This is a genomic window from Arcobacter vandammei, assembly GCF_016106035.1.
In the GTDB taxonomy this organism is placed as follows: domain Bacteria; phylum Campylobacterota; class Campylobacteria; order Campylobacterales; family Arcobacteraceae; genus Aliarcobacter; species Aliarcobacter vandammei.
Window position 1 is genome coordinate 124,044 of sequence record NZ_JADKPZ010000002.1, and the last position, 14,293, is coordinate 138,336.

At 26.4% G+C, this 14,293-nt stretch carries 15 protein-coding genes; 5 read left to right on the plus strand and 10 right to left on the minus strand.

The features are described from left to right. Positions 1-30 precede the first annotated feature (30 nt). From trpD to IQC44_RS01750, 5 genes are all read left to right on the plus strand, one after another. Positions 31-1,017 (plus strand): anthranilate phosphoribosyltransferase, encoded by a 987-nt coding sequence (trpD, locus tag IQC44_RS01730; RefSeq protein WP_198304473.1) that lies wholly within the window; start codon positions 31-33, stop codon positions 1,015-1,017. Between the two features lies 1 nt (position 1,018). Further along, positions 1,019-1,432 (plus strand): tRNA (adenosine(37)-N6)-threonylcarbamoyltransferase complex ATPase subunit type 1 TsaE, encoded by a 414-nt coding sequence (gene tsaE, locus IQC44_RS01735; RefSeq protein WP_198304474.1) that lies wholly within the window; start codon positions 1,019-1,021, stop codon positions 1,430-1,432. Further along, positions 1,425-2,150 carry an LPS export ABC transporter ATP-binding protein gene (gene lptB, locus IQC44_RS01740; RefSeq protein WP_198304475.1) on the plus strand — a complete coding sequence of 242 codons (726 nt, stop codon included), beginning with the start codon at positions 1,425-1,427 and terminating at the stop codon, positions 2,148-2,150. Before tsaE ends, lptB begins: the two co-directional genes overlap by 8 nt. 30 nt (positions 2,151-2,180) lie before the next feature. Next, positions 2,181-3,212: a bifunctional 3,4-dihydroxy-2-butanone 4-phosphate synthase/GTP cyclohydrolase II gene (locus tag IQC44_RS01745; protein ID WP_198304546.1), complete on the plus strand. Its 1,032-nt coding sequence runs from the start codon at positions 2,181-2,183 to the stop codon at positions 3,210-3,212. A 141-nt stretch (positions 3,213-3,353) separates the two neighbouring features. Then, on the plus strand, positions 3,354-4,406 hold the full coding sequence (locus IQC44_RS01750; protein WP_198304476.1) for a tyrosine-type recombinase/integrase: 1,053 nt from the start codon (positions 3,354-3,356) through the stop codon (positions 4,404-4,406). Here IQC44_RS01750 and IQC44_RS01755 read toward each other — a convergent pair. From IQC44_RS01755 to IQC44_RS01800, 10 genes are read right to left on the minus strand one after another with little or no spacing between them, the layout of a single operon-like run. Continuing rightward, entirely contained in the window at positions 4,403-5,356 is a 954-nt protein-coding gene (locus IQC44_RS01755; RefSeq protein WP_198304477.1) for a Rieske 2Fe-2S domain-containing protein, read from the minus strand. The two genes, IQC44_RS01750 and IQC44_RS01755, sit on opposite strands and share 4 nt — an antisense overlap. Further along, positions 5,353-6,447, minus strand: a complete 1,095-nt coding sequence (locus tag IQC44_RS01760) for a hypothetical protein (RefSeq protein WP_198304478.1) — start codon at positions 6,445-6,447, stop codon at positions 5,353-5,355. The genes IQC44_RS01755 and IQC44_RS01760 overlap by 4 nt, the downstream gene beginning before the upstream one ends. Continuing rightward, on the minus strand, positions 6,447-7,550 hold the full coding sequence (locus IQC44_RS01765; protein WP_198304479.1) for an ATP-grasp domain-containing protein: 1,104 nt from the start codon (positions 7,548-7,550) through the stop codon (positions 6,447-6,449). The genes IQC44_RS01760 and IQC44_RS01765 overlap by 1 nt, the downstream gene beginning before the upstream one ends. Then, on the minus strand, positions 7,547-8,791 hold the full coding sequence (locus IQC44_RS01770) for a F390 synthetase-related protein (RefSeq protein ID WP_198304480.1): 1,245 nt from the start codon (positions 8,789-8,791) through the stop codon (positions 7,547-7,549). Before IQC44_RS01770 ends, IQC44_RS01765 begins: the two co-directional genes overlap by 4 nt. Then, positions 8,784-9,575 (minus strand): MBL fold metallo-hydrolase, encoded by a 792-nt coding sequence (locus IQC44_RS01775; protein WP_198304481.1) that lies wholly within the window; start codon positions 9,573-9,575, stop codon positions 8,784-8,786. Before IQC44_RS01775 ends, IQC44_RS01770 begins: the two co-directional genes overlap by 8 nt. Continuing rightward, positions 9,553-10,509 carry an NAD-dependent epimerase/dehydratase family protein gene (locus IQC44_RS01780; RefSeq protein ID WP_198304482.1) on the minus strand — a complete coding sequence of 319 codons (957 nt, stop codon included), beginning with the start codon at positions 10,507-10,509 and terminating at the stop codon, positions 9,553-9,555. The genes IQC44_RS01775 and IQC44_RS01780 overlap by 23 nt, the downstream gene beginning before the upstream one ends. Further along, entirely contained in the window at positions 10,509-11,492 is a 984-nt protein-coding gene (locus IQC44_RS01785) for a 3-oxoacyl-[acyl-carrier-protein] synthase III C-terminal domain-containing protein (protein WP_198304483.1), read from the minus strand. Before IQC44_RS01785 ends, IQC44_RS01780 begins: the two co-directional genes overlap by 1 nt. A gap of 20 nt (positions 11,493-11,512) precedes the next feature. Further along, complete coding sequence (locus IQC44_RS01790) at positions 11,513-11,791, minus strand: hypothetical protein (protein WP_198304484.1); 279 nt, start codon at positions 11,789-11,791, stop codon at positions 11,513-11,515. Between the two features lie 8 nt (positions 11,792-11,799). Further along, entirely contained in the window at positions 11,800-12,270 is a 471-nt protein-coding gene (locus tag IQC44_RS01795) for a hypothetical protein (RefSeq protein WP_198304485.1), read from the minus strand. A 54-nt stretch (positions 12,271-12,324) separates the two neighbouring features. Then, entirely contained in the window at positions 12,325-14,289 is a 1,965-nt protein-coding gene (locus IQC44_RS01800; RefSeq protein WP_198304486.1) for a M3 family metallopeptidase, read from the minus strand. Positions 14,290-14,293: the final 4 nt, after the last annotated feature.

The window sequence follows — 14,293 nt, forward strand, 5'->3', positions numbered from 1 at the left end:
GAAAATTTTTTAGATTATATAAGGTAAAAGATGTTTTTAGAGACAAAAGCAAAATTTGATGAAATTTTTGAAAATCAACTATCTCATGAAGAGATAAGAGATTATTTTTTAGCTCTTTATGAAAGAGGAGAGACAGCAAGTGAACTAGCAGGTGCGGCTGCTTCTATGAGAGAGTACTTAATACCACTTCCAATAGATGAAGAACTTAGAAAAAAATCTATAGATATAGTTGGAACTGGTGGAGATAAAAGTTATAGTTTTAATATCTCTAGTACAGTTTCAATACTACTTGCTAGTTTAGGTTGCTATGTTGCAAAACATGGAAATAGAAGTGTTACAAGTAAAAGTGGAAGTGCTGATATGCTTGAATCTTTGGGTATAAACTTAAACTTAAGCCTTGAAGATACGGCTAAAATGCTAGAAACTACTGGCTTTGGATTTATGTTTGCAGCAAATCATCATCCAGCTATGAAATATATCACACCTGTAAGAAAAACAATAGACCACAGAACTATTATGAATATCATTGGACCTCTATGTAACCCTGCAGGTGTTGAAAAGATAGTTTTAGGAGTTTTTAGCAAAGATTTTATAAATAAAATAGCAACGGCTTTAGATATGCTAGGTTGTAAAAGAGCTATGATAGTATCAAGTCTTGATGGAATGGATGAAATTTCAATCTCAAGTATTACTTATGCCACACTTTTAGAAAATGGAAAACAGACTGATTTAGTAATAAACCCTGAAGATTATGGTCTTAAAATTGCATCAAAAGATGATATTGTAGGAGAAGGTCCAGAAGTTAATGCTCAAATTACAAGAGATATTTTAGCTGGAAGAGAAAAAGGTGCAAAACTTGATATTGTACTTTTAAATGCAGCTGCAGCTTTGCTTGTAGATGGAAAAGCAAAGGATTTAAAAGAGGGAATTAAAATGGCTCAAGATGCAATAAATGGTGGAAATGCGAAAAGAAAACTAGAAGAGATAATAAAATTTTCTCAAAGGCTTTCTTGCTAATATGAAAGAGTTTTTACTAGAAGAAAAAGAGCTAGAAATTTTAATTTCTTATCTAAAAGAGATTTTAGAAAACAGGGATTGTATAGTGATTTTAAGAGGAGATTTAGCAAGTGGAAAAACTACACTTGTAAAGCATTTTGTAAAAGCAAAAGGTTTAGAAGATATTGTAAACTCTCCTACATTTTCACTTCAAGTTATATATGGAGAAGATATTTTTCATTATGACTTATACAATAAAACTTTACAGGATTTTATGGCATTAGGAATGCTTGAAGAGTTTGAGAAAAGTGGTTTACACTTTGTAGAGTGGGGCGATAGTAAACTTGAAAATCTCTTAAATGATTATGGATTTGATGTACTTGTTTTAGAGATTTTTAAAAAAGATAACAAAAGGTTGTATAGAGTAGATGCATAAGTTAAAAATAGTAGATATTAAAAAAAGTATTAAAAAAACAGAGATTTTACACGGAATTTCACTAGAAGTTAATAGCGGTGAAATAGTTGGCTTACTTGGACCAAATGGAGCTGGAAAAACTACAACTTTCTATACAGTTTGTGGACTTGTAAAGCCAAGTAGCGGTGAAGTTTTTTTTGATGATGAAAAAATCACTTCTTTACCACTTCATAAAAGAGCTTTAAAAGGAATAGGGTATTTACCACAAGAGTCATCTATTTTTAAAGATTTAAGTGTAGAAGACAATCTTCTTTTAGCAGCTGAAATTGTAATCAAAGATAAAGATGAACAAAATAGAAGAGTTGAAGAGCTTTTGGAACTTCTTGATATTGAGCCAATAAGACAAAGAAAAGGAATTTCACTTTCAGGTGGTGAAAGAAGAAGAACAGAAATAGCAAGAGCTTTGGTTTCTAAACCAAAGTTTTTGCTTCTTGATGAGCCTTTTGCAGGAGTTGATCCTATTGCTGTAAAAGATATTCAAGATTTAATAAATGAACTTATAAAAATTGGAATAGGGGTTTTAATAACTGACCATAATGTAAGAGAGACTTTACAAATTTGCCATCGTGCTTATGTTATGAAAAGTGGTAGCTTACTTGCTAGTGGAACTTCAAAAGAGATTAAAGAAGATTCAAAAGTAAAAGAGCATTATTTAGGTGATGATTTTAAATTTAATTAATATATAAAATATTTTATGAAAGAAGATAATATGAATGCAATAACAAGAGTAAAAGAGGCAATTGAAGAGATTAAAAAAGGTAATATGGTAATTATGCTTGATGATGAAGATAGAGAAAATGAGGGCGATTTAGTATATTCAGCAGCATTAAGTACACCAGAATTAGTTAATTTTATGGTAACTCATGCAAAAGGTTTAGTTTGTGTTAGTGTTCCAAAAGAGACAGCAAATAGGCTAGAATTACATCCTATGGTTACATCAAATACTTCATCTTATGAAACAGCATTTACTGTTTCTGTTGATGCTGCAAGTGCAGCAACTGGAATTAGTGCAGGGGAGAGAGATGATACAATTAAGATTTTGGCAAATCCTATTTCAAAATCTATTGAATTAGTAAGACCTGGACATATCTTCCCACTTATCGCAAAAGATGGTGGAGTATTAGTGCGAACTGGACACACTGAAGGAAGTGTGGATTTATGTAAACTTGCAGGGCTTAAAGGCGAAGCTGTTATTTGTGAAATTTTAAAAGAAGATGGAACAATGGCAAGAAGAGATGATTTAGATATTTTTGCAGCTAAATATAATTTAAAACAGATTTATATCTCTGATTTGGTTGAATATAGATTATCTCATGAAAAACTTGTATGTGAAGTTTCAAGTCAAGAGAGCAAATTTTTTGGACAAAATGTAATAAAAAAAGAGTTTAAAGACCATTTAGATAATATGCATACTGCTATTATCTTTGGTGAAATAAGTGATTTAACTCATGTAAAATTTCATACAATAAGACCTGATATTAAAATATTTTTAAATGACCATAAACTACACTCTATGCTAAAAACAATAAACTTCCTACAAAGTAAAGGTGGTGTTTTGGTATTTTTAGGAAACTCAAATAAAAACCAAGAACTAGAAAAGAATTATGGAATTGGTGCTCAGATATTAAACTCATTAAATATTAAAAAAGTAAAACTAATGACAAGCGGAGGAAAACACTCATTTGTTGGATTAAATGGTTTTGGTTTAGAAATTATTGAAGAGATTCAAATAGAGTCTTAATTGATAAAATATTATAGCTAGTTTTACTAACTAGCTATAATGTATATTTATTTTAGTATTGAAAACTATAATTTTCAAACTAATATTAATATATCTTTTGCTATACTCTTTTTTAAATATTCACGACATAAAAGGCTTAAAATGAGATACAATTTAGATTTTAAATATAGCTTTGAAGCTACCATGCTTTTTTGGCTAGATAGATTTGTAAGAAATAAACTTACAAGCCTCACAAATCGTCAAGTAAACGATAAAGATAAATTGGCTTTTATTATTCAAAGTTTAGTAAAAGGTACAAAATCTATTGAAGAACTTGATATTTTAGTAAAAGATGCTAGAAATATAGGATTATCTGGAATAAGTACATATTTTAATCCTCTTTTAAAGCTATACAAGTATACAAATAATTTAGGCTTAGCTTCAATGAAAGAAATAGATGAAGAGTTACTTAGTGATTTTTTAGCTAGTGAAACTAGTTCATTATCAGATGCAAGTAAAAAAAACCATAGAATTGCCCTGCTTTCTTTCTTCTCATATATAGATAAACAAAATGAAAATGAAGATGGAAGCTCATATTTGTTTAAAATTGAGCTAAAAAATTGGCAAGGATTAAGTGGAAAAAGTGGTTCAAAACTACCCTCTTTTATGAATGAAGAAGAAGTAAATAAATTCTTAAAAGCTATTGATAATTACGAGTTTACAGATAATACAGCTTATAGAAATAGGCTTATTATAAAAATTATCATATATACAGGAATAAGAGTTGGTGAGATGTTAAATCTTAAACAAAAAGAGATTTTTCCTGAAAAAGATATCTATATGCTTCAAATAAGAGGGAAAGGAAACAAACCAAGAGTTGTGATGATTAAAAAAGATATAATTGAACACGATTTACAAAACTATTTAGCTCAAAGAGTTTGCAACAGCGATATTTTGGTGTGTAATCAAAAAGGAGAACGATTAACTCAAGCTTATGTTAGTCGTATTGTAGAGAATATTTTACTTAATGCTGGTATTAGAAAAGAAAAAAATGGAGCTCATATGTTAAGACACTCTTTTGCAACTTTACTTTATGCAAAACATAGAGATTTAATCTTAGTTCAAGAAGCTTTAGGTCATGCAGATATAAATACAAGCCGTATTTATACTCACTTTGATAAAGAAAGACTTAGAAAAACAACGGAGATTTTTTAAATCTCCAATAAAAACTCTTTATTTTGGGGCTTTTCTTTATCTTTTAAAAAGTATAAAAGATGATTTATAACTAAATCTTTATTGTCAATTATAGATTCTTCTTTAAAATATTTACTATTTTTGTACTGTATTTCTAATATTTTTTTATCCTGATAAAAAGCTAATTCTAAAAATGGTTTAAGAACTAAGAACTTCAAGAAAGATGGAATAATTGTTTTTAATAAACTAACTTTTATAACCATCTGAACTTCACCTTTTTCTAACGGAACAAAAAATATAGAAACATCAAAAATTAAACTATTTTGTTTTAAATACTCTATTTTGGCAAAGCTTGGATATATAAATGTTGCAATATTTTTATCTATTCCATTATCAAAAAGCTTATTAATTAAGCCATTTTGCTTATTTTCTAAATCATAAATAGTTTTAAATGAAAAATCATCTAACAATTGAGATATTTTCATCTTTTGTTGTCCAATATTTCTTAATAAACCTTTGTGAATATATGGTGTGTGAAGAGGGTCTAAAAAGTTTTCAATAGTATGAATAAAATCAGATTTTAAGATTTTTATACTAAATTTACTTTCAAACTCTTTTGGCATTTTAAATAAATTTGTAAAATCTTTATTGTTATTTAGACTTATCCAAATTAAATTTTCTTCAACTTTTACAAAAAATTTCTTTATTTTTATATCTTTATTACATAAATATTCAGCATTTTTTGTAAAGCACCAACCATGATAGTTACATCTTATTTTGTCCCCAATTATTTCTCCATTTGAAAGCGGAACATTTCTATGTGGGCATCTATCTTCAAAACATAGAATTTCATCTTTTATTCTAAAAATAACGATTTTTTGTCCAAGTAATATTTTTGAAATAGGCTTTTTCTTCAAATCCTTTTCAAACATAATAGGAAACCACTCATTTTTTAACTTTTCTATATTCACAACTTCAGCCTTTGTAGCAAATTTCCATAAAATCTATTTGCTATAAAAGATAATATTTTCCAAATAAATCTTCTATAAAAAGGTAAATGTTTTGTATAAACAAACATATATTCTAAATATGCTTTTGCTCCCCTATTTGTCTTAAAATTACTAGCTCCAGAACTTAAATTTAGCAAATAATTATTTGTTATTGCATATTCTAAAATATATGCAATAACTCTTCTATATAGTGCTTCTTTTATATCATAATTTAAATCATAACCAACAATTGGAGCTGTAATAAGCCCATTTTCTCCTATTATTCCAACAACTGCAACATATTTTTTCTCTTTTTTATCAAATAAAAGTCTTAAATGCAACAAACCATTTTTTACCAATTCTTGTAAATATATAGCTTTAAACTGTACATTATGTTTGGAATATTTATCTAAATACAACTGATTATATAAATTTTCTGCTTGTTGAAAAAGTGAGAAATCCTCAATATTTAAAGCTTTAAACTCATATTTTTCATCTAGTAAAAGTTTTTTGTCCGATTTGTAATCTTTATGTTTTTTGCACTCTGTAAAATCATCAAAAATATAAACTTGTCTTGAAACTAAAGCTATCCAACCATCTTTTTTTAGTTTTTCATATAGTTTTAGATTTTGAAATTTATTTACACTTCTAATTTTCAAAGTATGGTCTGGATAGTTCTTTAAAGCTTTATTCTTTAATACTTTTAAATCTATATTTTCAAAATTATTTGAAAAAAAGTTTGTTGATAACATATAATTATTTAGTATTTGAAGCTTATCTATTTTTGCTATTTTTAGTATATTTTCAAATATCTTTATCAAAAAATATGAAAAATATAGCAATATTTTAGAATTTATTTTTAATAACTCATCTTTTGAATAATCAATAATAAGATTATACATCGATACAACATAGCAATTTTTCTTTATATCATCTGTAATTGTTGTAATAATTTCTTGGTTTTCAATATTATATTTGATGATTTTAGTATCAACATTTGCCATAAGTTTTTTTGAGTAATATTTTTCAAATATTTTGTATAAATTTGAAGATAAATCATCTTTTTTTTCCACTATTTTTCTTCTCCATCATATTCTATATCAAATGTACTGGCATTTGTCAAAGACTTTTTATATATAAATTTTCTTTTTATCATCTCATAAAATGAGATAAATTGGGCATAAAATGGTAAACCTTCTAAAACATCATTTGCTTTTTTATAATCTTTTAAAAGCTTTTTGAATTCACCTTTTATTAATGCTTTTAACCCAAATAGCAAAAATAGACTTATTCCAACTCTATATGAACTTTTATCTATTTTTCCAACTTGCATAAAGTTTTTTCTAATATCTATCTCTATATTTTTTGAAATCAAATGTAAACCACTTGTTGCTCTTGGATTGCACTCTAAAATATAAATATCTCTTCCATTATCTATAAAATCAAAGGCAACCTGCCCTGTATAATTTGTATGTTTTGCAAACTCTTTTATGAAATTATTCACTCTTTCATCTTCATAATATTCAAAATATGTAGATGCAGCATCATTTAAAAGATATTTAGGTTTATAAACTATATGTGATATTACTTTTTTATTTTGACAAATAGCATAATTACATAAAGCAAAACCTTTAATATACTCTTGTTGAACCCATGCAAAATCTTTGTTTATATAAATATCTTTTATTTTCTCTTTTGTAACACCTTTAATAACACTTCTTCCAAATCTTGAGAAAACTGGCTTTAAAATAGTATTTAAATCTTCTTTTATTTCATTTTTATTAGCAATAAATATTGTTTTTGGAAACTTAACATAAGAGTTTAGATATTTTTGAAAATTAAATTTATTGTGCAACTCAAATAGTAAATCATTATTTGGCATAAAAAACATAGCTTTTGAATCTATTTTATCTCTTATTTTAGATAAAAAGAAAATATCTTCACAATTTGGTATTACAATATCTACATCAAAAAGTGCTTTTTCCATATCTTTTTTATAAGTTTGGAAATCTAATTTTGGAGAAGTAACTTTAATATACAAAATACTCTTATCATAAAATATTCCTATAGGATAATCTAAACTATCAAGCAAAACTATCTCATAATTTGATTTTTTTGCTATTTTTATCCACTCAATACTAACAGGTGCTCTTGGACAAGTTATTGCTATTTTCATATCTCTTGAACTCTTCTTCTTTTTTTATCTAAAGAACAAGAGCTATATTCAAAAAAATTGTGTTCTAAAGGATTTAAATTGTGTACTTTATATAGTTCCAACAAAACTTTATTCACCTCTATTTTTGCTTCAAATGGCTTTAGAAATATATTTAATTTATCATTTTCTTTTATCACTAAATATTCATCTAAAGTTGTATTTGCTGATATTATGGCATTTCTTACAAAATCTGGGAAAAGTAAATAATCTTTATTGTCCAATGTTTTCATCTTTAATATATCATCACAACGACCCTCGATTTTTTTCAAACTAGTAAATACAGAACCACAAGGGCAAGGCTCTTTTTTAAGTATTAAAATATCATCAAGTTTATATCTTACAACTGCTTGGCTTTTTCTATTAAAATCTGTAATTATAGGTGAAAATCTTCCACTATTTTCATCAATCCACTCTTTTTCAATAAATACAATATCTTCATTTAAATGCAAATTTCCAACTTCACAAGTGTGTGCCAAAAAACCTTCAGTACATTGATAAATCTGATGAACCTTTTGCAAAAACCGATTTTCTATAATTTTTCTATCATCATCTTCTAAAACTTCTGCAACAGAAATTATCTTTTTTGGCTTTATATTTAAATCTTTATTTAAAGCAAGTAGCCTTAAAACTTGTGCTGGAGCTATTAAAATAGTTGGTTTTGTTCTGTTTAGTTTTTCAATATGTGTTTCCAAAGGATTTATTAAATCATAGAATGAAAAAGAGATGAGAAAACTATTTACACTTTCATATAAATTACTATTTGATCTTAAGAAAAATGCTATTTTATGTCTTTGTAAAATTGGTTTAGGAAGCATTCTTTTTAAAATATATCCAGCCCATAATGCACTTTCATTTTCACTAACTAAAAAAATCCCCCTATTTCCACTTGTTCCTGAAGATAAACCAACTGTTATATCTTTTAATTTAGATGAGAAATTTCTATTTTTTTCAGCATTTAAAGCGATATTAAAGGCTTCACTCTTATTTATTTGTAAACTGTTAATAGTATCAAAGTTATCCATAAATATCTTTTTATTGATTATTGGAAAATCATTTAGGTTTAAAGATTTTGGATAAAACTTACTGTTTAAATTTGCTAAAAGTTTTTTTATAGAGTTTTTTTGATGCTTTTCTAACTCTTTTTTATCATAGAAATTCTTTGTTTTTATATACTGTATTAAGATTTTTAATTTTTTAAGCATTGATATATTCTTTTAAAGTATTAGAACAATGTGTTGGAATTACTTTGATTTGAGGGGAATTTTTGTGTAATTCTTGAAGTTTATCAATAGTTTTATTGTACTCTTTCCAGTTTTCCATAATAAGTGCAGTTAAAATATTTGGGCGTTTGTTATGTGTGATTGTTTGCATATTCCAAACTGCATCAGAAATAAAAAAATAGTTATCATAAAAAAGTCCATATTGACCTTTGGCATGACCTTTTAACTCTATTAAATAAATATCATCAAAAAGTAAAAAACCATTTTCAAATGGTTTTAAAATATCTGGTAAAACAACTTTTGGTAAATCCTCTATAAATGTAACTCTTTTTTCAAAATCATCTCCTAAAAGTTTTGGTAAAACACCCTTCTTTGTCTTTGAAAATCTTGATAAGTTTTTATTGATTGCAAATAAATATGCCTCTTTTGAGCAAAAAATTGAAGCTTCTGGAAAATCTTTTATTCCAGATATATGATCAGCATGAAAATGAGATATAAATATAAAATCTATCTTTTTTGTAAGCCTTTGAATTAAAGATTTATCCAACATAACAGGAGTTGTAAGTGCATATAGTTTTTCAGGAAACTCTTTTGTAACCTCAAAAAAATGTTTTGAATAACCTGTGTCAAAAAGTAAATTTCCATTTTTATGTTTTATTAAAGCAACCATTGCTGGAAATTTGATAGTTTTAAAACTTCCACCTTTTAAAACCATAAATTCAGGATGAACACAATACCCAACCTCAAAGATTTCTATATTTTGCATATCTTTCTAAACCCTCTTTAATAGTATAAATTGGTTTGTATCCCAAAATCTCTTTTGCTTTTGAAATATCCAATGTTTGGCTTTTACTTATTACTCCAACTCCATATTTTGTTAAAAATGGTTCTTTTTTGAATATAATTTTTGCAAAAAGCTCTAAAACAAAAGCAATAAAAAATAAAAAGCTATAAGAGATATATTTAAATTTTATATCTATATTTAAAGTTTGAGTAATTAAGATAAAAATCTCTTTTATATCCATAGATTCATCATTTGTTATATTAAAAATAGATTTAGATGGAATATCTTTTATAGCTGCTAAATATAAAGCATTTACAACATTTCCAACATAAGTAACATCAATAATAGTTTTTTTATTTTTAATAAGCGGTAAGAAACCTTTTTTTGCAATTTTTTCTATTCTTGGCACTAAAACAGTATCATACTCTCCAAAAATTGCTCTTGGTCGAATAATAATTGAATTAAGATTACTATTTAAAACTAATTTTTCAGCCTCATATTTTGTTTGTGCATAAAAATTTACAAACTTTTTTGCTAAGAAGCTCTCATTTACATTAAATTCATCTTTAAAATTAAAATATATGCTAGGAGTTGAAATATGAACAATTTTTTGGATTTTAAACAACTCCATAGATTCTAAGACATTTTTGGTTGCTTTTATATTAGCTTTATAAAAATCATCATACTCTCCCCAAGCAGAAGATAAAGCAGCACAATGAAAAACAATATCAGCCTTTTGGAAATATTTTTTTGTATCTTCAAAATTACTTAAATCAAAAGAGTAGAACTCTACATCTAAAGATTTTCCTATTTGCTTATTTCTACCAAAAGCAATAATTTCCCAATCTTTTGATTTTAAAAACTCAACAAGATTTCTTCCTAAGCCACCAGTTGCACCAGTAACTATAGCTTTCATTACGGAATTTCCCATACAACTAAACCTAAACCTATTCCAGCTGAAGTTCCAACTATAAGTACTTTTTGTCCACTTTTTACATTTTTTTCATATAAAAGTGTATATAAAGCACTAGGAATAGAAGAGGCAACTTGATTTGCATGAGTATCAAATATATCAATTAATTTTGCTCTATTTAGATTTAAAATTTTAACAATATGATTTAGTGCTGATTTACTAGCTTGATGTGGAACAATCCAATCTATATCATCTAAAGTTAAATTCTTTGAAGCTAAGCTTTTTTCTATAAAATTTGGTAAGATTTGTGAACTTAATTTATAAAGTTTTTTACCATCCATTTCAAAATTACAAATTTCTTTATATTCACCCTTATAATTACTTGGAGTTAATCTTGTTCCTCCACCTCTAATTTGACAATATTCATAACCACTAGAATAAGTTTCAAAACAAGATAAAATAATTCCACCTTTGTCGCTTGAGCTAACAATCATAGCAGTTGCTCCATCAGCAAATATTCCAGCTGTCTGAATTTTTGTCCAGTCTAGTGCTAAACTAGCTAAATCGCAAGATACTATTAAGATATTTTTATAATCATAAAAAAGCTTTGATGCTATATCAAAAGCTCTTAAAATACCTAAACAAGTCATATTAATATCAAATGTTGATATTGGCTTATTAGGTTTTAAAAGCTTATGTATATATGCAGCATTATACGGGATAGCTTGATAGGAAACAGCACTTGCACTTATTATGCAATCAATATTATCAATATTTAACTTTGATTTTTTTAATGCTTCATCTATAGCAATTTTTAAAAAATCATCTACACTCTCATTTTTGTGTAGTAAATGTCTTTTTTTTAAACTTGTAATTTTTTCTGTTGTTCCAGGTTTTAAATTATATAATTCATCAATTTTTGATGAAAAAACAATATTTTTTGATAGACTTTTACCCATTCCTAAAATTTGAATAGGGAAGATCATCTTTTCTCCTTTTTTATATTCTACCAAAAAGATGAGGTAGAATCATCTACTTTTGTACTATCTACCTCTAAGAAGAGATTTTGATTATAATCCATAAAAAGATTATAGTTTCCATAACTAAAGCTATTTTCTACATCTTTTTTATTAAAAAATAAAATCTCTTCAAAATTATTACAAAAATCACTAATATGATAATCAAGTAAAGATGGTGCAATATTATCTATAATACTCTCTAAAGAGCAAAAATCATTTGCTCCAAAAAGATTATAAACATACTCTTTATCTAGCGAAATAACCATTTTAAATTTTAGTTAAATCCATTTAAAAGTGAAGACATTCTTGAAAGATCAAGTTTATTATCCTCTTTATTCTCTTCTTTTTTATTTAATACATTTTCAAAAGAGCTAAGAAGATTTTCGCTTTCACTTGTTGCATTTTCTTGAGAATTATCTTCCTCTGCTTCATTTTTCTCTTCTTCTACTTTTTCAACTCTTGATACAGGAGATACAAAATCTAAACTTGTATCTTTTTTATTTAAAATATCTTCAATTTTCCCAAGCATTGAATAAATATTTGTTTTATCTTGTTCTGTATTTGATTTGAAGCTATCAACATCTTTCTCTAAACTCTCTTTTACTAATTCCAAATTTAAAACTTCATCTTCAAGTTCAGCAACTCTCTCTTTTAGATTATTATTTTTATCTTGTAGCTCTTCATATGCTTTAATTAGGGTTTGTAGAGCATTATTTAATTTTGTAATTGTTTCTGCATTTGTCATAGTTATTAAATCCTTAAGTGTTATATATTAAAATCGTATTATGGCAAATTTTTGCTAAATTATTCCATCAATTTTCAATAATGAATCAATTTTTGGATCTCTTTTTGCAAAATCAAAGAAAAGCTTATCCATATTGTATGAGCCACCCTTACTTAAAACAGACTCTTTATACTTCAATCCAAGCTCTTTATTGAAAATATTTCCACTTTCTATAAACATATAAAAAGCATCTGCACTTAAAACTTCAGCCCATTTATAAGAGTAATACCCTGCACTATAACCACCAGCAAAGATATGAGAGAAGCCATTTTGGAATTTATTATATTTTGGTGGAATAATAACAGCAAATTTTTCTCTTACATTATCAAGTAAATTTTGAATTTCATCTTCACTTTTGTATAACTCTTGATATAGTTTAAAATCAAACAAAGCAAACTCTATTTGTCGTACAGTTGCCATAGATGATTGAAAATTTCTAGCTTTTATAAGTCTATTTATAGCTTCATCATCAAGAACTTCTTTTGTTTTATAATGCTTTGCAAATAGTTTTAATACATCTTTATCATAAGAGAAATACTCTAAAAATTGAGATGGAAACTCAACAACATCCCAAGCAACACCAGCAATTCCACTAACAAATGGCTCATCAACTTTACTTAATAGATGATGCAAAGCATGTCCCATTTCATGGAAAAGTGTTACAACATCACTATGTCTTAAAAGTGATGGAATATCTTTTGTTGATTGTGGGAAGTTACCAACTATATAAGCTGTTGGAAGCTTTATTTCATCATTTGAAGTTTTATAATATGAGTGCCAATTATTCATCCAAGCACCACCTCTTTTGTCAGCTCTTGCTTCTAAATCTATATAAATTCTAGCAATAACTTTTCCATTTTCACTTAAATTATAAACTTCTACTTTTTCATCCCAAGCTTTTGCATCTGTTTTTATAAATTCAATATTAAACATTTTGTATAAGAATTCAAAAAAACCTTTAAGAACTGAATTTTTTTCAAAATATGGTCTATAATACTCTTCATCTAAATCATATTGAGCTTTTTTAAGTTTTTCACTATAAAAACTTGTATCACTTGCCCTAAAATCTGTAATTCCGTCTTCTAAAGCCATCTGTTTTAACTCTTCAAACTCTTTAATAGCTTTTGGTTTAGCTTTATTTCCTAACTCTTCTAAAAAGCTTATAACTTCATCTTCGCTTTTTGCCATTTTTGTAGCAAGTGAGTATTGTGAAAAGTTAGAAAAACCTAAAATTTTCACCTTTTCTTCTTTTAATTTTATTAAATCTTCTATAATTTTTCCATTTTCTGCTGCTCTTGTTGTATAAGCCTTATATAGTTCTTCTCTTAACTCTCTATTTGTACAATAAGTCATAAATGGTATATAAGATGGCATTTGAAGAGTAAATTTATATTTAATTTTCCCATCTTCTTCAAATTTTGCCAGTTCTAAATCTGATTGTGGAATATCTTTTATATCTTCAAAGTTTTCAACTATTAAAGAGTAAGAGTTTGTAGCTTTTAATAAATTTTGAGAAAACTTATGAGATAGTTCACTTAAATTTAAATCTAACTCTTCAAGTCTTTGTTTTTTCTCTTTTTCAAGATTACAACCAGATAGTTCAAAATCTCTTATCTCATTTTCAAGAACTTTTTTTTGTATATTATTTAAAGTTTCTTTTTCATTAGACTGTATATATCTTAAAGTATTATATATATTTTCATTTTGACTTATTTCACTCTCATATTTTGAGATAATAGGAAGACAATCTTCATAAACTTTTGAAGTAATTTCTGAATTCTTAACTGAGTCAATATGAAATATTGGAGTTATAAATTCATTTATACTCTCCCCTATTTCTTGAAATGGTGAAACAAAATTTTTATATGTTTTATTTTCTATAGCTAAAAGCTCGTCTATTTTTTTTCTACTATTGTTTAAAATATTTTCAAGTTCAACACTTGAATTTTCTAAATTTTCTAAATTAAATTCACAAAACATTTTT

Coding starts and splice junctions, on each gene's coding strand:
- IQC44_RS01775 (WP_198304481.1), bottom strand. CDS start 9,575: ATGCAAAATATAGAAATCTTTGAGGTTGGGTATTGTGTTCATCCTGAA.
- IQC44_RS01785 (WP_198304483.1), bottom strand. CDS start 11,492: ATGATCTTCCCTATTCAAATTTTAGGAATGGGTAAAAGTCTATCAAAA.
- IQC44_RS01790 (WP_198304484.1), bottom strand. CDS start 11,791: ATGGTTATTTCGCTAGATAAAGAGTATGTTTATAATCTTTTTGGAGCA.
- tsaE (WP_198304474.1), top strand. CDS start 1,019: ATGAAAGAGTTTTTACTAGAAGAAAAAGAGCTAGAAATTTTAATTTCT.
- IQC44_RS01780 (WP_198304482.1), bottom strand. CDS start 10,509: ATGAAAGCTATAGTTACTGGTGCAACTGGTGGCTTAGGAAGAAATCTT.
- IQC44_RS01750 (WP_198304476.1), top strand. CDS start 3,354: ATGAGATACAATTTAGATTTTAAATATAGCTTTGAAGCTACCATGCTT.
- IQC44_RS01800 (WP_198304486.1), bottom strand. CDS start 14,289: ATGTTTTGTGAATTTAATTTAGAAAATTTAGAAAATTCAAGTGTTGAA.
- IQC44_RS01765 (WP_198304479.1), bottom strand. CDS start 7,550: ATGAAAATAGCAATAACTTGTCCAAGAGCACCTGTTAGTATTGAGTGG.
- lptB (WP_198304475.1), top strand. CDS start 1,425: ATGCATAAGTTAAAAATAGTAGATATTAAAAAAAGTATTAAAAAAACA.
- IQC44_RS01770 (WP_198304480.1), bottom strand. CDS start 8,791: ATGCTTAAAAAATTAAAAATCTTAATACAGTATATAAAAACAAAGAAT.
- trpD (WP_198304473.1), top strand. CDS start 31: ATGTTTTTAGAGACAAAAGCAAAATTTGATGAAATTTTTGAAAATCAA.
- IQC44_RS01795 (WP_198304485.1), bottom strand. CDS start 12,270: ATGACAAATGCAGAAACAATTACAAAATTAAATAATGCTCTACAAACC.
- IQC44_RS01745 (WP_198304546.1), top strand. CDS start 2,181: ATGAATGCAATAACAAGAGTAAAAGAGGCAATTGAAGAGATTAAAAAA.